The sequence below is a fragment of the Lentzea alba genome (assembly GCF_047445655.1).
GTDB classification, from domain to species: domain Bacteria; phylum Actinomycetota; class Actinomycetes; order Mycobacteriales; family Pseudonocardiaceae; genus Lentzea; species Lentzea alba_A.
This window is the reverse complement of sequence record NZ_JAJAEG010000006.1, coordinates 206,377-228,762: the sequence shown is the minus strand read 5'-3', so window position 1 is coordinate 228,762 and position 22,386 is coordinate 206,377. Positions and strand designations below refer to the sequence as shown.

At 69.8% G+C, this 22,386-nt stretch carries 21 protein-coding genes; 10 read left to right on the top strand and 11 right to left on the bottom strand.

Annotated elements, in window-relative coordinates:
- Positions 1-88: 88 nt before the first annotated feature.
- A complete protein-coding gene (locus LFM09_RS12045; RefSeq protein ID WP_414096467.1) occupies positions 89-1,234 on the top strand; it encodes a HEAT repeat domain-containing protein in 1,146 nt (381 codons plus the stop codon).
- On the top strand, positions 1,183-1,620 hold the full coding sequence (locus LFM09_RS12040; protein ID WP_414096466.1) for a tetratricopeptide repeat protein: 438 nt from the start codon (positions 1,183-1,185) through the stop codon (positions 1,618-1,620). Before LFM09_RS12045 ends, LFM09_RS12040 begins: the two co-directional genes overlap by 52 nt.
- Here LFM09_RS12040 and LFM09_RS12035 read toward each other — a convergent pair.
- Positions 1,607-2,338: a DeoR/GlpR family DNA-binding transcription regulator gene (locus LFM09_RS12035; RefSeq protein ID WP_414096465.1), complete on the bottom strand. Its 732-nt coding sequence runs from the start codon at positions 2,336-2,338 to the stop codon at positions 1,607-1,609. The two genes, LFM09_RS12040 and LFM09_RS12035, sit on opposite strands and share 14 nt — an antisense overlap.
- A gap of 49 nt (positions 2,339-2,387) precedes the next feature.
- Between LFM09_RS12035 and LFM09_RS12030 the strand changes: the two genes are divergently transcribed.
- From LFM09_RS12030 to LFM09_RS12015, 4 genes are all read left to right on the top strand, one after another.
- On the top strand, positions 2,388-2,750 hold the full coding sequence (locus LFM09_RS12030) for a DUF4406 domain-containing protein (protein ID WP_414096464.1): 363 nt from the start codon (positions 2,388-2,390) through the stop codon (positions 2,748-2,750).
- Between the two features lie 33 nt (positions 2,751-2,783).
- Entirely contained in the window at positions 2,784-6,398 is a 3,615-nt protein-coding gene (locus LFM09_RS12025; protein WP_414096463.1) for a hypothetical protein, read from the top strand.
- Between the two features lie 10 nt (positions 6,399-6,408).
- The gene (locus LFM09_RS12020; protein ID WP_414096462.1) at positions 6,409-6,873 is read left to right on the top strand and encodes a hypothetical protein; all 465 of its coding nucleotides are present in this window, start codon (positions 6,409-6,411) and stop codon (positions 6,871-6,873) included.
- A gap of 182 nt (positions 6,874-7,055) precedes the next feature.
- Positions 7,056-8,189: an amidohydrolase family protein gene (locus tag LFM09_RS12015; RefSeq protein ID WP_414096461.1), complete on the top strand. Its 1,134-nt coding sequence runs from the start codon at positions 7,056-7,058 to the stop codon at positions 8,187-8,189.
- Here LFM09_RS12015 and LFM09_RS12010 read toward each other — a convergent pair.
- The 4 genes from LFM09_RS12010 to LFM09_RS11995 form a co-directional block, all read right to left on the bottom strand.
- Positions 8,139-9,221: an MAB_1171c family putative transporter gene (locus LFM09_RS12010; protein ID WP_414096460.1), complete on the bottom strand. Its 1,083-nt coding sequence runs from the start codon at positions 9,219-9,221 to the stop codon at positions 8,139-8,141. The two genes, LFM09_RS12015 and LFM09_RS12010, sit on opposite strands and share 51 nt — an antisense overlap.
- Entirely contained in the window at positions 9,214-9,663 is a 450-nt protein-coding gene (locus tag LFM09_RS12005) for an ImmA/IrrE family metallo-endopeptidase (protein ID WP_414096459.1), read from the bottom strand. The genes LFM09_RS12010 and LFM09_RS12005 overlap by 8 nt, the downstream gene beginning before the upstream one ends.
- A 45-nt stretch (positions 9,664-9,708) precedes the next feature.
- Positions 9,709-10,149: a hypothetical protein gene (locus LFM09_RS12000; RefSeq protein ID WP_414096458.1), complete on the bottom strand. Its 441-nt coding sequence runs from the start codon at positions 10,147-10,149 to the stop codon at positions 9,709-9,711.
- Positions 10,150-10,384: 235 nt separating this feature from the next.
- A complete protein-coding gene (locus tag LFM09_RS11995; protein ID WP_414096457.1) occupies positions 10,385-10,981 on the bottom strand; it encodes a phosphoribosylanthranilate isomerase in 597 nt (198 codons plus the stop codon).
- A gap of 112 nt (positions 10,982-11,093) precedes the next feature.
- On the opposite strand from LFM09_RS11995, the gene LFM09_RS11990 reads away from it, so the two are divergent.
- Positions 11,094-12,818 (top strand): L-aspartate oxidase, encoded by a 1,725-nt coding sequence (locus LFM09_RS11990; protein WP_414096456.1) that lies wholly within the window; start codon positions 11,094-11,096, stop codon positions 12,816-12,818.
- 39 nt (positions 12,819-12,857) lie between these two features.
- Here the strand turns inward: LFM09_RS11990 and LFM09_RS11985 are convergent, their stop codons facing one another.
- From LFM09_RS11985 to LFM09_RS11975, 3 genes are read right to left on the bottom strand one after another with little or no spacing between them, the layout of a single operon-like run.
- Positions 12,858-13,178 (bottom strand): cupin domain-containing protein, encoded by a 321-nt coding sequence (locus LFM09_RS11985; protein WP_414096454.1) that lies wholly within the window; start codon positions 13,176-13,178, stop codon positions 12,858-12,860.
- An 8-nt stretch (positions 13,179-13,186) separates the two neighbouring features.
- On the bottom strand, positions 13,187-13,612 hold the full coding sequence (locus LFM09_RS11980; RefSeq protein WP_414096453.1) for a cupin domain-containing protein: 426 nt from the start codon (positions 13,610-13,612) through the stop codon (positions 13,187-13,189).
- A 41-nt stretch (positions 13,613-13,653) separates the two neighbouring features.
- Complete coding sequence (locus tag LFM09_RS11975; RefSeq protein WP_414096451.1) at positions 13,654-14,079, bottom strand: cupin domain-containing protein; 426 nt, start codon at positions 14,077-14,079, stop codon at positions 13,654-13,656.
- An 89-nt stretch (positions 14,080-14,168) separates the two neighbouring features.
- Between LFM09_RS11975 and LFM09_RS11970 the strand changes: the two genes are divergently transcribed.
- On the top strand, positions 14,169-14,672 hold the full coding sequence (locus LFM09_RS11970) for a hypothetical protein (protein ID WP_414096449.1): 504 nt from the start codon (positions 14,169-14,171) through the stop codon (positions 14,670-14,672).
- Positions 14,673-14,706: 34 nt separating this feature from the next.
- Here the strand turns inward: LFM09_RS11970 and LFM09_RS11965 are convergent, their stop codons facing one another.
- Together LFM09_RS11965 and LFM09_RS11960 are read right to left on the bottom strand one after the other, a co-directional pair.
- Positions 14,707-15,720, bottom strand: a complete 1,014-nt coding sequence (locus LFM09_RS11965; protein WP_414096448.1) for a CU044_5270 family protein — start codon at positions 15,718-15,720, stop codon at positions 14,707-14,709.
- Entirely contained in the window at positions 15,713-16,246 is a 534-nt protein-coding gene (locus LFM09_RS11960) for an RNA polymerase sigma factor (protein ID WP_414096447.1), read from the bottom strand. The genes LFM09_RS11965 and LFM09_RS11960 overlap by 8 nt, the downstream gene beginning before the upstream one ends.
- Positions 16,247-16,387: 141 nt before the next feature.
- Here LFM09_RS11960 and LFM09_RS11955 point away from each other — a divergent pair, with 141 nt between their 5' ends.
- Both LFM09_RS11955 and LFM09_RS11950 read left to right on the top strand, forming a co-directional pair.
- The gene (locus LFM09_RS11955; protein ID WP_414096446.1) at positions 16,388-17,644 is read left to right on the top strand and encodes a glycosyltransferase 87 family protein; all 1,257 of its coding nucleotides are present in this window, start codon (positions 16,388-16,390) and stop codon (positions 17,642-17,644) included.
- Positions 17,645-17,752: 108 nt separating this feature from the next.
- Positions 17,753-18,367: a TetR/AcrR family transcriptional regulator gene (locus LFM09_RS11950; RefSeq protein WP_414096445.1), complete on the top strand. Its 615-nt coding sequence runs from the start codon at positions 17,753-17,755 to the stop codon at positions 18,365-18,367.
- Position 18,368: 1 nt separating this feature from the next.
- Here the strand turns inward: LFM09_RS11950 and LFM09_RS11945 are convergent, their stop codons facing one another.
- The gene (locus LFM09_RS11945; protein ID WP_414096443.1) at positions 18,369-22,196 is read right to left on the bottom strand and encodes a type I polyketide synthase; all 3,828 of its coding nucleotides are present in this window, start codon (positions 22,194-22,196) and stop codon (positions 18,369-18,371) included.
- Positions 22,197-22,386: the final 190 nt, after the last annotated feature.

Genomic DNA, 22,386 nt, shown 5'->3' with positions numbered 1-22,386 from the left:
GGGTCGTCCACCTGCGGCGGAGAGTCAAGAGTGGGCCGTCCGGCCGAATGGGAAGTCCACTTCGGACTAACAGGTATCCTGCCGCGCCATGGAGATTCGGGCGCTGCTCGACGGAATGGACCGGGACGACTTCCGGAACGAGGCCGCGGACTTCGCGGCCGAGCACGGGCTCACGACGTTCGAGGGGCTCGTCGACCTCATCGCCACGACGGAGGACGCCCAGGTCAGCCGGCAGGCGTGCCGGGTGTTCTCGCTGCTGAGCGCCGGCGACGAGACCTACGCGGCGCTGACCCGGCATCCCCACCGGACCGTGCGCCTGCACGCCGCGAGCATGTTCCGCGGCGAGAGCGCGTTGAAGCACGCCGACGAACTCCTGCCGCTGCTGGGCGATGACGACTACTACGTGGGACGGGAAGCGCGGTGGGCGTTCGGGTCTGCGGGGCCCGAGGCGTTGCCGTACCTGCAGGAGGCGCGGAGAACGACGAAGGGCGCGGTGCGCAGGGGCGCGTGGCAGGGCATCGCCGAGGTCGCCGGACCTGACGCCTTCGACGAGCGGGACCGCCGAGTGCTCAAGCGGTTCATCGAGGTCAAGGTCGAGGAGGACATGTACTCCAGCGAGCCGATGCACCTCTGCGGCGGCTGGTACGCGATCAAGACCGACAACCAGCAGGCCGTGCTCGAGGTCTGCGGTCTGAAAGATCCGACGCCGGTGACCAAGATCCTCGGCGGCGACGCCTGGAACAACGACCACCACTCGTGGGCCAAGGCGGAGGAGCACGTCCGCTGCGCCAGGGTCTACGTCACCGGCGCGTGGGACGGCTGGACGCTCGTGTTCGGCGAGCCGTTCGCGCACGCCGACCGTGGGGTCCGGGAGATCTGCGCGGTGCTCAGCGCGGTGTTCGGCGAGGTGCACTACTACGCCATGCACTGCCAGGGCGGCGGGAACGAGTGGTGCATCGCGGAGGGCGGCGAGGTGATCCGCCACTACGACGAGGACAACCCGGACGAGCAGATCGGCGAGCCCCTCGACTGCGAGGACGGCCTGAGCCTGCCGCACGACTGGAGCGACGAGGCCGACGACCTGGAGGACTGCTACGCGACCGACGTCGCCGAGGCGATGTCCGCCAACCCCAAGTACTTCGAGGGCGACTGGGAGGGCCACGGCGTGCTCGCGCTCACCGCGTGTGGCCTGAAGTACGGTTCTCCCAAGGGTTTTCTGCGGATCACCTACTAGTAGAGGTCGTCCAGCAGCTCCAGATCAGGCGGCACCAGCGTCTTCGACAACACGCGCGCCGCGGACGAACAACGGCGTGTGGCCCAACGGCAACGGCCTGCGAACACGGCGAGCTCTCACTCACGCTGCACCGGGAGGTCGGCTTCCGCGTCGGCGAGGGGTACGCCCTGGACACTCTGGGGCACGTCGAGCTCCACAGTGGACGACCGGCGCGAGCTGTCGAACGGTACAGGCAGGCGTTGGAGCTCCGCCGCGAGCTCGGCGACACCTACGAGATCGCGAACACGCTCTTCGGCCTCGGCCGGGCGCTTGCCGTGCTGGACGAGCCGGGGCGGGCGCGAGAGGTGTGGGAGGCGATGGACGAGCCGCAGCTCACGCGGGGATGACCGGCGCCTCCAGCACGGGGGTGGGCGCGTCGGTGATCACGCCGGCGACCTCGGTGAACGGCAGCACGGTGAACCGGGACGCCGCGCCGATCTTCTCCGCGCTGGCCAGCACGTACGTGTCGGCGGCCTGACCCGCGAGCGCGCGCTTCATCGCGGCTTCGTCGGCGTCTCCGGTGGTGAGGCCTGCTTCGGGATGGACGCCCGTGACGCCGAGGAAGAAGAGGTCGGCGTGCACACCCCGTGCGGCCTCCACGGCGGCGGCACCGCAGGCGACCATCGAGTGCTTGAACAGGCGTCCGCCGATCACGTAGACCTCCACGTTCTCGTGATCCGCCAGCGCGCTCGCGATCGTCGGACTGTGCGTGACGACCGTGGCTCGTAGGTCGAGCGGTAGCACGCGCACCAACGCGAGCGTGGTCGTGCCGCCGTCGAGGATCACGGTGGCGTTCGGCTCGATGAGCTTCGCTGCTGCTCGCGCGACGCGTTGCTTGCTGTCCGGCTGAACGCCCTGGCGCGTGGCGTAGTCGGCGATCGCGGGGGAGACGGGCAGCGCGCCGCCGTAGACGCGCTGGCAGAGACCGGCCGCGGCGAGATCGCGCAGGTCGCGGCGGATCGTGTCCTCGGAGATCCCCACTTCGAGAGCGAGGTCCTTGGCGACGATCCGGCCGTCCGTGCGCAGGCGTTCGAGCAGCAGGTCACGGCGTTGGGCAGCGAGCATGCACGTTTCTCCTTGTTTCTGCCGAGTCTTGCACATTATGGTCGATCGCATGCTGATTCTGATCGCGGGGCCCTACCGGTCGGGTACCGGGGACGACCCCGAACTGATGGCGCGCAACCTCGAACGGCTGGAGGAGGCGGCGTGGCCGATCTTCCGCAGCGGGCACGTGCCGATGATCGGCGAGTGGGTGGCGCTGCCGGTTCTGCGTGGTGCGGGCGGCAGTTCGCCGTTGGACCCGATCGCCGAGGAGATCATGTACCCGACCGCGGAACGCCTGTTGAGGCACTGTGACGCGGTGTTGAGGTTGCCGGGGGAGTCGACCGGTGCGGACGAGGACGTGAGGCTCGCCCGGGAACGCGGGTTGCCGGTGTACGGCCGAGTGGAGGACATTCCGGGCTACCGTTCCGCCTAGCGGAACAGAAGCTTGCCAGGGGAGACGCTCCACATGCCTCGACCGGAACGGCCACTCGGGCCCGAGGACAGCTCGCTGCTGAGCTTCGCGGCGGACCTGCGGCGGTTGCGGGAGAAGGCGGGCAAACCGACCTACCGCGAGCTGAGCAAGCAGGCGCACTACTCGGTGACCGTGCTGTCGGACGCGGCGAGCGGGCGGAAGCTGCCGACGCTGGCCGTGACGCTCGCGTACGTCGAGGCGTGCGGGGGTGACGCCGAGGAGTGGCGGCGGCGGTGGCACGAGCTGTCCGAGGAGCTGACCGAACCGCCTGCTGAAGGTGTCCGGCCGCCCTACCTGGGGCTGGCCGCGTTCCAGGTCGAGGACTCCGACAGGTTCTTCGGGCGGGACGTGCTGATCGCCGAGCTGGTGCGACGGTCGTCGGAACGGCGGTTCCTCGGGGTGTTCGGGGCGTCCGGCTCGGGCAAGTCCTCACTGCTCCGGGCCGGTTTGGTCGCACGCACCAACACACCGTCCGTTGTCTTCACGCCAGGAGCCCGTCCACGCGAGGAATGCGCGCTGCGGATGGCCGAGCTGACCGGCACGCGGGTAGGTCAGGTCCTGGAAGACCTCAAGGATCCCGCCGCCCTGCACGTGTACCTCGGGATGGTGGCCGACGAGGTGCTGGTCGTCGTCGACCAGTTCGAAGAGGTCTTCACGCTGTGCCAGGACGAGGACGAACGGGCGTGGTTCGTGGAAGCACTCGTCAGGGCCTCGGCGCGGCACGGCCGGGTCGTCATCGGGGTGCGCGCGGACTTCTACGGCCACTGTGGACGGTACCCGGAGCTCGTGAAAGCTTTGCAGGACAGCCAGGTCCTGGTCGGCCCGATGGATGCCGACGAACTGCGCCAGGCCATCACCCAGCCCGCCTCCAGGGAAGGCTGCGTCCTCGACACCGCGCTGGTGGCCCGGTTGGTGGCGGAGGCGGCCGGGCAGCCCGCCGCGTTGCCGTTGGTGTCGCACGCGTTGCTGGAGACGTGGCGACGGCGGCGCGGGCTGCGGCTCACCGTCGAGGGCTACGAGGAGGCCGGCGGGATCCAGCACGCGATCGCCCGCAGCGGCGAGGAGGCCTACGCATCACTCGACCCGGCCGGGCAGGTGGCGGCAAGGCAGATCTTCTTGCGCCTCACCGCGATCGGTGAGGGCACGGCGGACACCAAACGCCGCATCACCCGCGAGTCGCTGGACGACAGCGACCTCACCGTGCACGTGCTGGAGAAGCTGGCCGCGGCCCGGTTGATCACCATCGACGACAACACCCTGGAGCTGACGCACGAGGCGTTGATCCGCAGCTGGCCGCGGTTGCGCGAGTGGCTCTCCGACGACCGCGAGGGACTTAGGCTGCACCGGCAGCTCAGCGAGGCGACCGAGACGTGGGCGGCGGTCGGACACGATCCCGGCGCGCTGTACCGGGGTGTGCGGCTCGCGTCGGCCCGCGACTGGGCCGCGGCGAACCCGGAGGCGTTGACACCGCGCGAAAAGCGGTTCCTGTCGGCCAGTCTGGAGTCGGAGGCGGCGGAGCAGGAGAACACGGCTCGTCGCAACAAACGACTGCGGAAACTCGTTGCGGCACTGATGGTTTTCGTGTTGCTCACGACGGTGGCGGGCGTTGCCGCGCTGGTGCAGTGGCAGCAGGCCGTCACCGACCGGGACCGGGCGACGTCGCGGCAGGGCGGCGAGCACGCCGCCGGGCTGATGGCCACCGATCCGTCGCTCGCCGCCCAGATCGGCCTTGCGGCGTACCGGATCTCGCCCACACCTGAGGCCCGCGGCGCTGTGCTGAGCACGTTCGCCGCGTCGTTCCCGACCCGCCTGCACGGCGCGGGCGACCAGGTCGACACCATCGCGCTGTCCCCGGACGGCCGCCTGCTCGCCACGGGAGCCGTCGACGGCGTCGCCGAACTGTGGCGGGACTCGCGGAAGATCGCCACCCTGCCCAACACCGGCCGCGTGACCGACGTGGCGTTCAGCCCCGACGGCCAACGCCTCGCGGTGGCGGGCCGCGAGGGCGTGCGGCTGTTCGACGCCGACGGGCGGCAGATCACCGCCCTGGAACCGAAAGCCGCGGCCGCGGGTGTTTCGTTCAGTCCCGACGGGACCCGGCTCGCGACCGCGGGAGCCACCGCGCAGGTGTGGGACCTGAAGTCCGGCAAGGCCGAGTCCGCGCCGGTGCGGCACGAGGGCGACGTCTACCGCGTCGCGTACAGCCCGTCCGGCGTGCTCGCCACCGCGGGCGCGGACGGCGGGGTCTTCGTGGGCGACCGGCAGATCATGAGGGCGGAGGGCCCGATCAGCGGCCTCGCGTGGAGCCAGGACGGCAAGCTCGCGATCGCCGACGAGACCCACGCCCTGTGGCTCTACGACGGCGCGGTCACGTCGTTCCCCGGCCCGGACTCGCTGGTCCGCGGCCTCGCCTTCCACGACGACAAGCTCGCCGTGGGCTCGAACGACGGCATCGTCCGGATCATGGACGTGGCCACCCGCCGCGAAACCGGCCGCCTCACCCAGCCGAACCGCGTCCGCGACGTCGCGTTCAGCCGCGACGGCGCCCTGCTGGCCAGCTCCAGCAGCGCCGGGCGCGCGTACCTGTGGCACGACCCGCTGACGAGCTCGACCGGCCACGCCACCTCCCTGGAGGGCTTCTACACCCACCCCGCGAGCGGCCTGGCCGCGACCACGGCGAGCCTCGACCCGACGGTTCGCCTGTGGCGCACCGACTTCCGCACGCTCACCCCGCTCACGACGCTGACCGGGCACACCGACTCGGTGTACTCCGTGGCTTTCAACCCGTCCGGCACCGTTGTGGCGACCGCGAGCCGAGACCGCACGGTCCGCCTGTGGGACATCACCGGTCAGCCGGTGGCCGTGCTCGACGGCTACCGCGAAACGGTCACCACCCTGGCCTGGAGCCCCGACGGCACAACGCTGGCCTCTGGCGACGACGCGGGCGACCTCGTGCTGTGGGACGTCACGGCCACCCCGCCTCGGAGACTCACGACCCTCACCGACAACGTCCGCAACGTCAACGGCGTCGCCTTCAGCCCGGACAGCAAACGCCTGGCGTCGGCCAACACCGACCGCGCCGTCCGGTTGTGGGACCTCACCGACCGGGCGAACCCGCGCCTGACCGCCAAGCTGACCGGCTTCCGCGAGGCGGTCATCAGCGTGACGTTCAGCCCGGACGGTTCGATGGTCGCTGCCTCCGGACTCGACCGCACCGCACGGCTGTGGCGCGTCGCCGACTCTGTTGCGTTGGCGACCATCACCGACCAGAGTGGACCGATCAACCGGGTCCGGTTCGCTCCGGACAACCGCTCGCTCATCACCACCGGCGGCGACCGCGCCACCCAGCTGTGGAGCATCGACGATCCCGTGAAGCCCGCGCTGGTCGCCACGCTGCGCAGTCCGGAGGCCACCGTGGTCGGGGTGATCTTCACGCCGGACGGGCGGCGCGTGGCCGTGACGAGCGACGAGGGCACGATCCGGTTCTGGGACTCCGACGTGGAGGCCGCCGCCAAGAGGATCTGCGAGCTGGCCGGCACCGCGATCACGCGCGAGGAGTGGTCGGCACAATTTCGCGATCACGACTACCAGCCGCCCTGCACGACCTAGCATCACCGGCATGCCGAGAGCCCTGGTCCTGCTGCTGTGCCTGCTGATCGCGGGTTGCGCCGAGCCTCCGCCCGAGCGCGGGGACCTGCAGGGCACGCTGCAGCGGCTGTCCGAGGCCGGCTACGACTGGACCAGCGTCGGGCACAGTCAGCCGGCGCCCGGTCAGGACCTCGTCCTGGTGGAGCTCAGGACCAAGTCCGAGCCGGCCGAGCAGGCGGCGGACCGCGCCGCGAAGCTCGTGTGGACGACCCACAAGGGACCGCTCGACGCCGTCGCCGTCGAGGTCAACGGCGTGGACACCCTGGTGCTGAACCGGACCGAGCTGGTGACGCGGTTCGGGGCGCGCGACCGGCAGCTCGACGCCCTGCCGAAGAAGGCCGACTGGACGGGGTTCTGGTCCGTTGTGATCGGCGTGGCCGGCGTCTTCGCGGTGGGGCTGCTGGCGTTCAGGCTGTGGCGTCGCGCGAGGTCGTGAGCCCCGCGATCAGCACGTCCAGCGCCCGCCGGAACTGACGCACGAAGTCGGCCCGCGCCGACTCCAGCCGCAGGTCTGACACCGCCTCCAGCACCTCCGCCGTACTCGGCCTCGAAGGCCGCCGTCACCGTGCTGCCCGAGCACCTCGGCGGCTCCACACATTGATCAACTAGCCTGGGCGCATGAAGTACGCGATCAGGGCAGAGCGGATCTTCGACGGAGAGCGTGAGATCGCCGGAAAGCCGTTGGTCGTGATCGCGGACGGCAAGATCGTCGACGTCACGCACGCTCGAGCTGACCTTCAGGTCGTCGACCTCGGCGACGTCACACTGCTGCCCGGCCTCGTCGACGCGCACGTGCACCTCGGGTTCGACCCCGACGGCAAGGCGGCCGAACACCTGCAGCACGACGCGGAAGACGTGATGCTGCAACGCATCCGCGCCAACGCACGGGAAGCCCTCCACGCGGGCGTCACGACCGTGCGCGACCTCGGTGACCGCAGCTACCTGACGCTCGAAGCCCGCGACGCCGGCCCGGAGGTGCTGGTCTCCGGTCCGCCCGTGACGACGACCGGCGGCCACTGCTGGTTCCTCGGCGGTGAGGCGGACGGGATCGACGGCATCCGCAAGGCCGTCACCGAACGGGTCGAACGCGGCGTCGACGTCGTGAAGATCATGGTCACCGGTGGGTCGATCACGCCGGGCTCGTCGCCGTTCCACCAGCAGTACACGACCGACGAAATCAAGGCGGGCGTGGAGATCGCGCACGCGGCGGGGATCCCGGTCGCCGTGCACGCGCACGCGCCGGCTGGCATCAGGGCGGCGGTCGAAGCCGGCGTCGACTCGATCGAACACGGCTTCTTCCTCACCCCCGAAGGCGCCGTCGCCGACTGGGACACCGTGGACCTGTTGGTGCAAAAGGGGATCTACGTCAGCACGACGACGGCGCGCCGGCCGTCCGGCAACCCGCTCCCGCCGATCAGCGTGCGCGTGCGGGAGAACTTCGCCCGGATGCGCGAGCTCGGGGTGCGGCTGGTCTGCTCGTCCGACGCCGGGGTCGGGCCGTTCAGCCGGTTCGACTCGGTGCCGCACGGGGTCGCCGAGTTCTGCGACGTGCTCGGATTCCGGCCCGCCGAGGCCATCGCGGCCGCCACCAGCGTTGCCGCCCAGTCCTGTGGGCTCGGCGGGCGCAAGGGCAGGATCGCACCCGGCCACGACGCCGATCTCCTTGCCGTGGCGGGAGATCCGTTGAAGGACGTCGCGGCGCTACTGGACGTGCGCGCGGTCTTTCGCGCCGGGGAGCGCGTCTCCCGCTGACGCCCGGTACGCCCTGGCCAGCTCGCGCAACCAGCGCAGCTCGGTCTCGGTGTCCGTTCCGCCGTGCCGCACCAGGTCCAGCACGACCGGCGACTTCGGTTCGCCGTCCCGCATGCGTTGCAACGCAAGACGAATCCACCGCGCGGTGGACTCCGCCGAGTCGCCGTCGACCTCGTCCGCCGGGGTGATCCACTCGCGCAGGCTCAGCATGCCGTCGCGGGTCTCGATGATCCGCCGCTGCAGGCGCATGCGCATGCTGCTGCGTGATGGCTGCAGCGCGATGTGCGGGAAAGCCGTGACGAGGTCGTGCCACAGCGGATGGAGCCGGCGGCAGTCTAGCCAGTCCACAAAGGACTCGCGCAACGGTGCGAGCGCGGCCAGCGAGGCACCGAGAGCCAGCAGTGCCAACGAGGTGGCGGCCCCGAAGTGGCCGATGTCGCGCAGCCAGACCGCGGTGCTGAACAGGCTGCCGATCCGGCTGAGCAGGTAGACCAGGCTCACCGCCGTCGCCAGCGCCAGCAACAGGATGCCGACCCGTGGCAGCGACCGGACCCGTGGCAGCAGCCGCCAGAACAACACCGACGAGACGAACCGGGTGCCGATCATGTACGTCAGGAAGAAGAACCAGTAGCCCATCACCCAGTTCAGCGCGCCGGGCGTGGGCGCGAAGCCGGGCCGCAGCGGGTCACCGGACGTGATCGCCATGCCGAAGCAGGTGATCTGCCCGGCCATCGTGATCGCGGCCAGCACGAACCGCGTGGTCCGCCCGCGCTGATCGGCACCGTGGAAGTGCACGGCGAGATGCAGCAACGCCGTCGAGAGCGCGACCGCGGCCAGGCCACGCGTGAGGTCCGCGAGCTGCGGCACGCCGGAGACCCCGTTGATCATCTTGGCCACGACCGGGAAGCCGGCGAGGTGGCCTACCTCCATGATCACCAACATCAGCCACAACGGCCGCTGCTGCGCGGACCGCACCGCGGGCAGCCGCAGCACGATCACCACGGTCACCAGCACCATCAGGAAGTCATTCATCACTCAGCCCCAGCACGTCGCTGATCCGCCGCTCGGTCTCGGTCGCCGGCGGCGTGCGCCGGCGTGCGAGCTCGAGGATCAGCGTCGCGACCATTTCCGCTTCATGTTCCTGCGCCGTCGTGTAACTGGTGCGCGCCATGGCCCGCTGCGACTCGTGGCCGCACAGCATGTGGCCGATCTCGTGGCAGATGATGTGTTCCTGGTGGAACCTGCTCGTCTGCTGCTCGAAGAAGACGTGGTCCGCCACGTCCGTCGCGACCCACAACCCGGACGGCATCTCGTCGACGGGCGGTTCGGTGAAGGGGTGCAGGAAGAGCTTCCGGCCGCGGACGCGCGCCACCTCGTCGCACAGCGCCTGGACCGAGAACGGCTCCGGCATCGTCAACCCGCGCAACGCCGCGCGGGCCCGGCGACGCAACCGGAACTGCCTGAGCTCCCGCAAGTCCCTCCATCCGCACGCCCGGTGGTGATCGGGCACCGGCGGTAGTCAATCACGACCCGAGGGGTCGTTTGGGGTCTTGTCTCGTTCTTCGTCCAGTTGCTCGATCTCGCGCGCCCGCTCGATCATGTCGAGGATCGCGCGCTGGCTGCGTTCAGACAGCCCGTTGGACCGCAGCGCGATCATCCGCACGCCCGCGGAGTGCAGCGCCGAGGCGAGCTCCATGTCGTCGTTCGTGACGTCGTCGTCGAGGAAGTACGCGGGCGGCTTGCCGAAGAACCTCGCGAGCGCCTGCAGCCGCGGCCCGGTGGGGTTGCCCCGCTGACCGGTGCGCAGCATCCACAGGTAGCCGGTGGAGATCGACAGCCCGGTCTCGTCGCGGATGGCCTTGGCGATCACCGCGTTGCCTGGCGGTTTCTCGTCCGCCCAGCGCTCGTCGATCAACGCGTTGATCTTGGCCGCGATGGAGCCGGGGTCGACCGAAGCCACGGCAGCTGCTCCCTTTGTGCGCCTGACATCCAGCGGATTGAACACAACGGTAGCCCAGTCCCGGTATCTGTTCAAACGAGTTGACAAGGCGGGGTGTCGTCCACTGAAATGAACAGCGCACGGCCGGTGACACGGCCTGGGGGTACGTGTCACCGGCCGCGATCGATGGATTGGGGGATCCGGTGATGGTTCACGAGCGTGAATGGAAGGGTGCGGCTGCTTAGAAAGCCGCTGCTCAGCCGCGGGCTGCGGCGACGAACTCACGCATCCGGCCGTGGTCCTTGACGCCGCGGCTCGACTCGATGCCGCTGGACACGTCGACGCCCCACGGCTGAGCCACCTCGATCGCCCCGGCGACGGTCTCCGGCGACAGCCCGCCCGCCAGCAGCCACTTCCCGGTGGGCCTGCGGTCGGCGAGCCTCGTGATGTCCCACTGCTCACCGGACCCCGCGACCGGGGAGTCGATCAGCAGCGTCTCCTCGCCGAACGCTCCGGCGCGCACGTCGGTGTCCGGCCCGAGCGCGGTCGCCCGCCACAGCCCGAACGGCTGCCCGGCAAGCTCGTCGAACGCGTCCTTCAGGTAGTCGCCGTGCAGCTGCAGCGCTTGCACGCCGCTCTTCAACGCCAGCTCGCCCGCCTCGGCGGCCGTGATCCCGCGCACCACGGCCACGGTCAGCACGTGTGACGGCACCGCGGCGACGAGCCTGGCGGCCAGGTCGACGTCGATCTGGCGGGGGCTGGTGGTCAGCACGAACCCGACCGCGTCAGCGCCGGTCTCGACCGCTACGGCGACATCGGCTTCGGTGCGCAGACCACAGAGCTTCACGAACACAGACCCGATCCTAGTGACGTGGCTCGCGTGTAGTTCAGCTAACAGTCACATATCGCGTCGCCACCTGGTCCTACTTGTAGAGACACGGGCAGCGTTGTTTTCGGAGGCCGCGATGACTGAACACCAGATAGCCACATCGGTACTAGTGATCGGCACGGGCGGTGCGGGGTTGCGCGCCGCCATCGAGCTGGCCGAGCGCGGCGTCGACGTGATGGTCGTCGGAAAGCGGCCCAAGGCGGACGCGCACACCGCACTCGCCGCCGGTGGCATCAACGCCGCGCTGGGCACCATGGACGAGGCCGACACGTGGCAGCAGCACGCGGCCGACACCATCAAGGAGAGCTACCTCCTCGCGAACCCGGAGACCGTCCGCACCGTCGCGGAACAGGCCGGACGCGGCATCGCCGACCTCGAACGCTGGGGCATGCCGTTCGCGCGCGAGGAGGACGGCCGGATCTCCCAGCGGTTCTTCGGCGCGCACACGTTCCGCCGCACGTCGTTCGCCGGCGACTACACCGGCCTGGAGATCCAGCGCACGCTCGTGAACCGGGCCGCGCAGCTCGACATCCCGATCCACGACTCCTGCTACATCACCCAGATCCTGGTGCGGGACAACGTGGTCTTCGGCGCCTACGGGTTCGACCTGCAGACCGGTACGCAGTACGTGTTCCACGCGGACGTGGTGATCCTCGCGGCAGGCGGGCACACCCGCATCTGGCGGCGCACGTCCAGCCGGCGTGACGAGAACACCGGCGACTCGTTCCGGCTGGCCGTGCTCGCCGGTGGCCGGATCCGCGACCCCGAGCTGGTCCAGTTCCACCCGTCGGGCCTGCTCGAACCGGAGAACGCGGCCGGCACCCTGGTGTCCGAGGCCGCGCGCGGTGAGGGCGGTGTGCTGACGAACGCGCTGGGGGAGCGATTCATGGCCCGCTACGACCCGAAGCGCCTGGAACTGTCCACACGCGACAGAGTGGCGCTGGCCGCGTACACCGAGATCAAGGAGGGCCGCGGCACCCCGAACGGCGGTGTGTGGCTGGACGTCTCGCACCTGCCGCGCGAACAGATCATGCGCCGGTTGCCCAGGGTGTACCAGACCCTGCTCGAACTGCAGATGAAGGACATCACCCAGGAGGCCGTGGAGATCGCGCCGACCGCGCACTACTCCATGGGCGGTGTCTGGGTTTCCTCCGCTGATCACTCAACGGGTGTCGACGGCCTCTACGCGATCGGTGAGGCGTCGAGCGGACTGCACGGCGCGAACCGGCTCGGCGGCAACTCGTTGATCGAACTGCTGGTGTACGGCCGGATCGTCGGTGAGGCCGCGGCCGAGTACTCGTCCTCCTTGAGCGCCCAGCGGCGTTCGAAGATCGTGCTCGGTGAGGCGCGGGCCGAGGTCGAGGGCTTGCTGAAAGCCGACGGCCCGGAGAACGTCCGTGCGCTGCAACGATCTTTGCGCAACACGATGACCGAGCACGCGGGCGTCGTGCGGGACGAGTCCGGTCTGCGCAAGGGCCTCGCCGAACTCGACGAGCTGGAAGAACGCATCCGCAACGTCGGCGTGCACCCCGACCTCGCCGGGTACCAGGACCTGGCCCACGCCTTCGACCTGAAGGCCTCGGCGCTCGCCGCCCGCGCGACCCTGGAGTGCGCCCTCGAACGCCGCGAGACCCGCGGCTGTCACAACCGGTCGGACTTCCCGGACACCGATCCCGCGCTGCAGGTGAACCTGGTGTGGTCGGGCCCCGGCTGGATCGACCGGGAGGAGATCCCTCCCGTACCGGACGAGATCGCGTCGCTGATGAGGGACGTCGACACGGCCGGCAAGCTGGTCGAGTGACACAGGCGAAAGGGGCGGGACTTCCCGCCCCTTTCGCTCTCACCGCAGTCGCAACGCGGTGGTGAACAGGAAAACGCTGTCTTCCAAGGCTTCTACCCGGTGCCGGTCCTCGGGCATGGTCAGCAGGTCGCCGGGGTCCGCCTCCCAGGAGTGCGGCCCGACGACGAGCCGCACCTTCCCGTGCAGCACCTGCACGGTCACCTCGCCGGGGTGCTCGTGCTCGTGCATGTGCTCGCCCTTGCGCAGCGCCATCACGGTCTGCCGCAACGACCGTTCGTGTCCACCGTGGACGGTCGCGGCACTGCGCCCGCTGGACGCCTCCTGCGCCAGCACAAGATGGTCGCGCACCAATGCGTTCAACGACGTCTTCACGGCCGCGGCGCCCGGAGGTGCTTGCGCGCTTCGAGCTCCTCCTCCGGCACCACGGTCAGCATCGGCTGTCCCGGCGCGCAGAACATCGTGACGACGAACGAGGATTCCTCGTCAGCGAGGTGGTTGCCGTCCTGGTAGTGGATGACGTCACCACCGGGCTCCCAGAACGTCTCGCCGGCCCGCACGACCCGTTCGGGCTCGCCTTCGAGCTCGAAGACGATGGCGCCGGAGATCACGTAACCGTAGGCGGGACCGGAGTGCCGGTGCGCGGGTGTGCCGGGACTGCCCGGAGGCATGACGACGTGCACCGTCATGGCATGGGCACCGTCCGGGACGCGTGGCGCTTCCGAGACGGTGCCGATGACCTCGAACTTCGGTGGCACGCCGGCGAAGGGGATGTCGGTCTGGTGGTCGTGGCTCATGCCAGTTGAGACCGGACAGCGTGCCGTTCTGTGACAGCGAACTAGGAACGCGGCGCCCTGAGGTGCCGGCGCGCCTCCAGTTCCTCCGGCGGCACGATCGTGAGGACCGGCGCGCCCGCCTCGCAGATCATGGTCACCACCAGCACGGACTCGGTGTCGGCAAAGTGGTTGGCGCCCTGCAGGTGGATCACGTCGCCGCCGGGTTCGTAGAAAGCCTCACCTTCCCGGAGCACCCGCTCCGGCCGGCCTTCGAGCTCGAACGTGGTGGCGCCCTTGACGACGTAGCCGTAGACGGGGCCGGGGTGGCGGTGCGGCGGCGCGCCGGGGCTGCCGGGCGGCAGGGTGACCCGGACCGTCCGCGCCACCAGGCCGTCCGGAATCGGGGCGATGGCCGGCACCTCCGCCAGGATCTCGACCTTCGGCGGCGGGCCGTCGCCGTGCGCGGGGTGGTGCAGAAGTTCACTCATACAGGTTCAGACCAAATACGCGTCCCATTTGTGACAACTGGGACGATCTTCGGTAGAAACGTGGTGGGGGGAGCATCGAGGGGATTGTCGTGTTCGACGAGGAGTCGGTGGCCGGGTGGGAGCTCACCCGTCACGGCAGCCGAGAGACCTACCGCAAGCGCTTGGCCAACGGCGTCACCGTCTGTGCGAGATGGGACGACGAGGAGAGCAGAGGTGTGGTCGAGGCCCGCGTCGATCTGGCCGGCAGCGGCCGCGCGCTGACGAGGAACCGGGAGGAGTTCCGGGACCGGGACGCGTGCTGGAGCGCCGCACGGCTCGCGGCGGACGTGGCGGCGAACCTGCCGGACTCCAGCGAGACCGGTGAACTCATCACGGTGCTGGCCAAGAGGTTCGGTGTCACCGAGGACTTCCTGCTCACCTACACCGACGGGTCCGCGGTGATCGTCGCAGGCGAACCGGCGGTGGGCACGTTGCTGCGGCGGGCCGATGAGCTGCGTGAGGCGATCGCGCCGCGGTGGTGGCCCGGGTTGCAGGAACGGCCGGGCGAGAAGTGGGTCGTGCTGGCCCGCCGGAGCGCGCCCAGCCAGATCTGACGGGACCGGCCGCCGCGACGGCCGGTCCCGCTTCTCAAGCCGCCGCCCCCATGGCGGAGACGACCTTCGTGGTCAGCGACGTGATCCCGATGACCTGCCCCTTCTTCAGGCCCCACGCGTCCTCGGCCATCACCGAGCGGGACCCGAGGTACTCGCCGGTGGCCGGGTTGATGACGATCTGCTGGGTGACGCCGTGGTCCGTGATGCCGAGCGCGGTGCCCGTGCGGCCGTCCAGCACCGCGGCCGTGTCGACGATCTCCAGCCCCGGCGCGTAGGACAGCGCCTTGAAGACGGCGGACCGCACGTCGGCCGGGTACACGCCGGTGTCCAGGCCGCTGGTGATCATCAGGACCAGGTTCTTGCCGTGCGACTCGCGCTTGAGCTTCTCGTAGAGCTCGCGCGGGTCACGGGGGAGCTTGGCGATGTACTCGACGGTCGGGTCCGTGAAGCTCACCGGGACCTTGTCGCCGAACCAGCGGCCGCCCGCGATCTTCCACTCACCGTCCTCGCGCTCCAGGTCCTTCACGGAGAAGGGCACGTCCTTCTCGGAACCGATCAGCCACTGCTTGTCGCCGACGTTGGTGCGCCGGTGCAGCCACGTGCCGCTCCGGTCGTACGGGATCCAAGTCTCGAACTTGTGATCCGTGAGGAACATCCACTTGTAGTCGTTGCCGTCCTTGTTCGACCACCGGGCCTGCTGCAGCACGTACAGGTACTGACCCGGCTCCAGCTTCGCGTCGCCGACCTTTCCCGCGGCCTGGATCAGCAGGTCGGCCGCGGCCACGTTCGGACCGGATTCACGCGACGTCAGCGACGGCACGATCAGCGCGGCACCGGCGATCAGGACGGTCACGGCGGCCGCGGCCACGAGCGGGATCCGGCGCCGGCGGCGAGGCGCCAGCGGGACCACCTTCCCGGACTCCTCGCCGTCGATGCGGGCGAGCAACGCGGCCTTGCCGCGCGAGAAAGCCTCGTCGCTCATCGGGGCGACGTCCGACATCGCCCACTTGACCATCTCGTCCTCAACCGGACGCTTCTCGTCACTCATCGTCGCCCTCCTGTCCGTTGATCTTCGCCCGCAGCTTGGCCCGAGCCCGGAACAACCGGGTCCGGACCGTCGCCACCGGCGTCTCGGTCACCTCCGCCACCTCGGCCGCGCTCAGATCGGCCCACGCCACCATGAGCAGCACGTCCCGTTCCTCCGGCCGCAGGTCCGCCAGCACCTCGCTGAGGTCGCCCATCAGCGACTTGGCGTCCACAACGGACGCGGTGCGGTCCTCGACGTGATCGGCCACCACGCGCCGGCCGTGGTCGCGAGCCCACGCCCGCAGGCGTCTGCCCTCCGACCGCACGTGCTGCCGGAGCAGGTTCGTGCCGATCCCGAACAACCACGCCTTCACGCTCGCGCGGGCGGGGTCGAACGACTCACGGCGTTCCCACGCGATGAGGAACGCCTCGGAGACGAGGTCGTCCGCGATCGCGGGGTCCACCCGCAGCGCCAGGTAGCGGTGCAGGTCACGGGCGTGCCGGTCGTACAGCTCGACCCACGCTTCCCTGTCCAGAGGTCTGGTCACCCCCGGCCCTCCAGTTCGCGCCGGCGGCGCAGTCTCGGTGCTCACGCAACTTATTGGCCGATGGGCCTCTCCGCATTCCCATGAGGACGGTCACACCCGTCAGGTGGAAATGCGAGAACGCGAATCGGCCAAGAAGCCGACATGAACGAGACAGCGTTGATCAGACAGTTCGTCGACGAAGTGCCGCCGATGTCCCAGGAGGCGTTCGAGGCAGGGCGGCGGCGGATCCTCGCCCTGGACCGGTGGGCCAGGGCGCGCCGGGACTTCCGCGTGCTCTGGTTCGCGACCCTGGTGGGGCTGCCGCTCGTGCTGGCCGCCATGGGCGTGTACTACCTCGACCTGCAGGTGTACCGGACGGGCGGACTCGCCTGGCTGGAAGGGCTTCCGCTCTACCACGACTTCCCGGGGAAGCTGGCCGACTTCAACCTGCCCTTCACCTATCCGCCGATCGCCGCCGTCCTCTTCAGCGGGCTCGCGGTGCTGCCGACCTGGCTGGCGAACACCCTCGTGACGATGGCCAGCTTCCTGTGCCTGTCGGTGGTCTGCTTCGTCGTGACCCGGCGGCTCACCCCGCGGATGAACGTCGTGTGGACGGTCAGCGCCGCGGTCTCCGTCGCGGCTTTCGCGCTGGAGCCGGTGCATTCGACGTTCCTCTACGGGCAGGTCAACCTGCTGCTGATGGCGTTCGTGGTCGTGGACTGCCTGGCCGTCACCGACCGGCGGTGGCGCGGGATGCTCGTCGGCCTGGCCGCCGCGCTCAAGCTGACCCCGCTGATCTTCGTGTTGTACTTCCTGGCGCGCAGGGACTGGCGGGCCGCGCTCACCTCGCTCGCGACCTTCGCCGGTGTCGCCGGTGCCGGGTTCGTGCTGGCACCGAAGGACTCCGCCGAGTTCTGGTTCCACGGGCTGCTCGACGGGAGCCGCGTCGGCGGCATCGCATACATGACCAACCAATCGTTGCGGGGCGTGCTGCACCGCCTCAACCCCGGCCACTCCACCGAGATGCTGCTGTGGGTGCTGCTGTCCGCGGTCGTCGTGTTGCTCGCGGTGATCGCGGCACGCCGGGCCCGGCACGACGTGGTCGCCCTGGTCGCGATCGCGACGGCGGGCCTGCTCGTCTCGCCGATCTCGTGGTCCCACCACTGGGTGTGGTGCGTGCCCGCGTTCCTGGCGCTGGCTTTCCTGCGCCGCAACGGATCCGGGGTGGCGCTTCCCGCACTTGTCGTGGTGTTCTTCCTCGGGCCGTTCAACTGGCTGCCCAACACCGGTGACAAGGAAATGCTGTGGACCTGGTGGCAGCACATCTACGGTGACATCTACACGTGGGTGGCGATCGGCCTGCTCGTGACGCTCGCCGTGAGCGGGCGTGAACGGACACGCGTGCATGCAGTCAGGTGAAATCCCGTAGTCCGCACCTTCTGACGGTATTTTCGGACGCGGCAGACCGCTAGCCTGTACTCCGGTACACAATTAGACGGGGGTTCACGTATGGCGGGGACGCGACGCGTGGCCGAGCCCGCGGCGCCGACTCAGGCTGTCGGGAGGCGTGAGCGGCACAAGCGGGCCATGTACGAGCGGTTGTACACGGCCTCCATAGAGCTGTTCACCGAGCAGGGCTACGAGGAGACCTCGATCGAGGACATCACCGAACGGGCTGATGTCGCGCGAGGCACCTTCTTCAACTACTTCGACCGGAAGGAGGAGGTCATCGCCGCGTGGGGCGCGCGGCGACGGGACACGCTGCGGGCGGAGCTCGGTGCGATCGCGGGCGGGGGCCTGGACGTGCTGACGTGCCTGGAGAACTGCATGCGAGCGCTGGCGAAGATCAACAAGCTGGAGTGGCGCACCACGCAGGTCATGCTCGCGGCCTGGGTGCGGTGCGGCCACCCCATCTTCGAGGAGCCGTACGCGACGTCGTTGTTCGCGGAGATCGTCGCCGGCGGCAAGCAGGCCGGCGAGATCGCCGACCACGTCGACCCGACGCTGGTGGGCAACATCCTGCGCGACATCTACCTGGGGACCCTCTACCGGTACGTGGGTCGTGGCAAGCAGCCGACGACGCTCGCCAACGAGCTCGTCACGACCCTGCGACTGGTGATGAACGGAGTCCTGGCGAAGTAGATCAGGCGAGGCTGTCGGCGAGCGCCCCCACGTTCTCCGGCCCGAGCAGCTGCGTCGCGGGAACCGTTCTGCCGAGGGACTTCTTCAGCCTAGCGGCGAGTTGCGCGGCCATCAGGGAGTCGAGTCCCAGGTCGCGCAACGCCCGCCGGGTGTCGAGGCGGTCCGGTGTCGTGCCGAGCACGGCCGCGACGTGGCCCAGCACCACTTCGCGCACGGGTTCGCCCGGCCGTTCGACGACGACGGGCTCCTTGTGCTGAGCGGTTCGCACCGGCAACGGCTTCGGTGTCCTGGCTGACCGCAGCAGGTTCGTCACGCCGCTGACCAGTTCGTTGAGGCCCGCGAACGGGGTCGGCGCCTCGGTCCGGACGGTGATGCCGGTCAGCTCGGCGAAGCACTCGTGCTGAGCGTCGAACAACCGGACGTCGACCACGGGCTTGCCGCGCCGCCGCCGCGCCACGGCCCAGAACTCACCGCTCGCCCGGCCGGTGATCCGCACCCGGTCCACGCTCAGCGGGATCGCGGACGAGCCCAGCGCGAGCATCACGGCCTGCATGCCGGTCTCCAGCACCACGGACATCGCTGTGGTGCTGTTGAACCGCGCGACGGCCATGTCCTGCCCGCGCCAGGCCTGGCGCAGCGAGCGGAACACGCCCTCGAACTCGTAGCCGTGCCGGCTCGCCAGTTCCTGGAACTCGCTGTCCCGCACGTACTCCCGGCAGCGTTCGAGCGCCCAGTCCAGCTCGACCGCGCTGATCGAGCCACCGCGTTCCAGCTCACCGCTCGCGCACTTCAGCCCGTCGTCGGTGTGCAGGGTGAACGCCCTCGTTCCGCCGCGCTCGGGTCGCAGCGTGACGGTGAGGGTGGGTAAGGCCTCCGGGTCCACCGTGCACAGCTCGTGGAACCGGATGTTCTTGAGCGCGTGCGTGCTGCCCGGTTCGGTGCTGCGGGCGACCGAGAGCACGGCCTCGAACAACGCCGCGCACGGCAGCGGGGTGAGGCCGCGGAACCGCAGCCCGCGCAGGGCTTCCGCGAGGCCGAGGGTCGCCGGGTCGACCTCGCGGACGATCTCGGTGTCCGCGGTGAACGACTCGAACCAGTACTCCTGGTGCTGCCACGGGTAGGTCGGCAGGTTCACGCACCGACCGTCGCCGAGCCAGGTCGCCCAGTCGATCGGCACGCCCGCGACGTGCAGCCGCCCCAACGCTTCCGTGATCGCGCGGAGTTCGGGTTCCTCGCGCAGCAACGACGGCACGGTCATCGCCGCGCCGATCTCACTCGCAGCGTTCAGCAACACCGGGTGCGGGCTGATCTCCAGGATGACGGCGTGCCGCGCCTCGGTGAGGATGCGGCGCACGGTGTCGTTGAGCCGCACGGTTTGCCGTACGTTGTCCGCCCAGTAACGGGCGTCCAGCTCACGCCTGCCGTGCTCCACAGTGGACCGGAAGTCGACCTGCGGTGCGTGCGGGCGCAGATCGTCGAGCTGCTCGCGCAACGCCGTGGCGACCTTGTCCATCAACGGCGAGTGCGACGCAACGTCGACGTTCTTCACCGCGCGGCACGCGATGCCGAGCGACTCCAGGTCGTCCGCGACGGTCGCCATCAGCCCGGCCGGGCCGGCCAGGACGCACGTGCCGGGGGAGTTGTCCGCCGCCACGCACACCTCACCCTGATACCGGTCGAGCAGGCCCTCCGCACGTTCGGCGGAGAGCTCGGCCCACAACATCGCGCCACTGCCCGCCGTCTCCTGCATCAACGCGCTGCGGCGGCAGATCACCGCGGCCGCGTTCCTCTCCGACAACGCGCCGGCGATCTGCGCCGCCGCCACCTCACCCATGCTGTGACCGACAACGATGTCGGGCTCCACGCCCCACGACCGCCAGTGCGCGGCCAGCGCGACCTGCACGGCCCACAGCACCGGCTGGATCACCGCGATGGTCTCCCGCCACGGTGCCGCGCCGGTCAGAACATCCACAACGGACCAGCCGGCCTCGTCGCGCACGGCCGCGTCGCACTCGTCGAGCGCGGCCCGGAACGCCGGTGACACCTCGTAAAGCTCACGGCCCATACCGCGCCACTGTGAGCCCTGGCCGGGGAACAGGAAGACGACCGGTGGCCGTTCCGTTGCTTCGCCCGCTGCGATCTCACCGTCGAGGAACGCCCGCAGCCCGGCCTGGAACTCCGCGACGGTCGCGCCCGTGATGGCGAGCCGGTGTTCGTGGTGGTCGCGACGGACGGCTGCGGTGTGGCAGATGTCCTGCACGGCAACGGCTTCGTCGAGGTGCGTGAGATGTGCGGTGGCGGCGTCCCGAAGGGCAGCAAGGGATTTGGCCGACAGCGTCAGCACTCGCGGCCGGGCGTCGGCGGGGATGGCGGTAGCGGCGGCGGGGACGGAGGCCGCGGGGACGGAGGCGACTGGGGTGACGGTGGCGGTGGCGGCGACTGGGGTGGCGGCAGCGGCGACTGGGGTGGCGGTGGCGGTGGCGGTGGAGGGAGTGGCAGGGGTGGCAGCGGGGGTGGGTGTGGTCTGGGTTGGTGGCGAGGTCAGGACGACGTGCACGTTGGTCCCCGAGATCCCGAACGAGCTGACCCCGATGATCGGCCGCTCCTCACCCAACGGCTGATTGCGCGTGACGAGCCGCAACGGCCCGTCCGTCAGCGTCTCCGCGAGCACCTGAGCGTGCAACGAGGCCGGAACCACGCGGTGTTCCGCGATCAGCACCGCCTTGATGAGCCCAGCGACACCGGCTGCCGCCTCGGTGTGCCCGAGGTTGCTCTTCACCGAACCGAGCAGCAACGGCTTGTCCCGGTTCGCCCCAGCCACCTCGCGCAGAGCGGCGAGCTCGACCCGGTCGCCGACGCTGGTGCCCGTGCCGTGCGCCTCGATGTAGTCCACAGTGGAGGGATCGAGGCCGGCGTCGGAGTACGCGGCCGTGAGCATCTCGGCCTGACCGCGCACGGCGGGCTGCAACAGCAGACCGCTGCCGCGGCCGTCGTTGCTGACCGCGCTGCCGAGCAGCACGGCGTGGACGCGGTCGCCGTGTGCGACCGCGTCGGGCAACCGTTCCAGCACCACCGCGCCGACACCTTCGCTGCGCACGAAGCCGTCCGCGGTCGCGGAGCCGAACTTGCAGCGCCCGTCGGGGGCGAGCATCGACGCCTGCGAGTACGCGATCGCGTCGTCGGGCAGCAGGATCACGTTGACCCCGGCCGCGATCGCGAGGTCGCACTCGCCGGCGAGCAGCGCCTGCCGGGCGTTGTGCACGGCCACGAGCGACGACGAACAGGCCGTGTCGACCACGATGGACGGACCGCGCAGGTCCAGCGCGTAGGAGAGCCGCCCCGCGGTGACGGCCCGGAGCTCCCCTCCCGCCGCGTGCCGGACGTCGTGGTTGCCCGCGTTGCGACTGGCCTTGCCGTACTCGGCGGTGGCCTGGCCGACGAACACGCCGACGCGCCGCCCGGCGAGCTCGGAGGGCCGGATTCCCGCGTCCTCCAACGCTTCCCAGGCGACTTCCAGCAGCAGTCGCTGCTGCGGGTCCATGGCTCTGGCCTCACGCGGTGAGATGCCGAAGAACTCCGCGTCGAAGCCGCGGACGTCGGCGAGGAACCCGCCGTGCCGCGAGATCGTCCTACCGGGAGCGGGTGTTGTCGAATGCCAGTCGTCGATCTCGAATCGATCGCGCGGGATCTCGCTGACGGCATCGACGTTGCCGGTCAGCAGATCCCAGTACGCGGCCAGGGATCCGGCGCCGGGGAAGCGGCAGGACATGCCCGCCACCGCGACTTGTCCGGTTGTGTCACCGGTGCTTCCGCGAGATCTGTCGGACATGGAGGCATGGCGGCGTGTCACGGTCCCCCCGTGGGTTCAAAGTAGTTCCAAGTACAACTATGTACCCGAAGCCAAGTTTAGCCAGCCGTGGTGAACGCTGGAAGTCAAAGTTACGCAATTGCCGGTCGTCGCTGAGAGTTCGGGAACCACGGTCTCGCAGGGTGGAACGAGAAGCCCTACACTCAAAATC

Bases quoted from the DNA above. Each gene is read 5' to 3' on its own strand.
- LFM09_RS12045 (WP_414096467.1), top strand. From the start codon at position 89: ATGGAGATTCGGGCGCTGCTCGACGGAATGGACCGGGACGACTTCCGG.
- LFM09_RS12035 (WP_414096465.1), bottom strand. From the start codon at position 2,338: ATGCTCGCTGCCCAACGCCGTGACCTGCTGCTCGAACGCCTGCGCACG.
- LFM09_RS12030 (WP_414096464.1), top strand. From the start codon at position 2,388: ATGCTGATTCTGATCGCGGGGCCCTACCGGTCGGGTACCGGGGACGAC.
- LFM09_RS12025 (WP_414096463.1), top strand. From the start codon at position 2,784: ATGCCTCGACCGGAACGGCCACTCGGGCCCGAGGACAGCTCGCTGCTG.
- LFM09_RS12020 (WP_414096462.1), top strand. From the start codon at position 6,409: ATGCCGAGAGCCCTGGTCCTGCTGCTGTGCCTGCTGATCGCGGGTTGC.
- LFM09_RS12015 (WP_414096461.1), top strand. From the start codon at position 7,056: ATGAAGTACGCGATCAGGGCAGAGCGGATCTTCGACGGAGAGCGTGAG.
- LFM09_RS12010 (WP_414096460.1), bottom strand. From the start codon at position 9,221: ATGAATGACTTCCTGATGGTGCTGGTGACCGTGGTGATCGTGCTGCGG.
- LFM09_RS11990 (WP_414096456.1), top strand. From the start codon at position 11,094: ATGACTGAACACCAGATAGCCACATCGGTACTAGTGATCGGCACGGGC.
- LFM09_RS11980 (WP_414096453.1), bottom strand. From the start codon at position 13,612: ATGAGCCACGACCACCAGACCGACATCCCCTTCGCCGGCGTGCCACCG.
- LFM09_RS11975 (WP_414096451.1), bottom strand. From the start codon at position 14,079: ATGAGTGAACTTCTGCACCACCCCGCGCACGGCGACGGCCCGCCGCCG.
- LFM09_RS11965 (WP_414096448.1), bottom strand. From the start codon at position 15,720: ATGAGTGACGAGAAGCGTCCGGTTGAGGACGAGATGGTCAAGTGGGCG.
- LFM09_RS11955 (WP_414096446.1), top strand. From the start codon at position 16,388: ATGAACGAGACAGCGTTGATCAGACAGTTCGTCGACGAAGTGCCGCCG.
- LFM09_RS11945 (WP_414096443.1), bottom strand. From the start codon at position 22,196: ATGTCCGACAGATCTCGCGGAAGCACCGGTGACACAACCGGACAAGTC.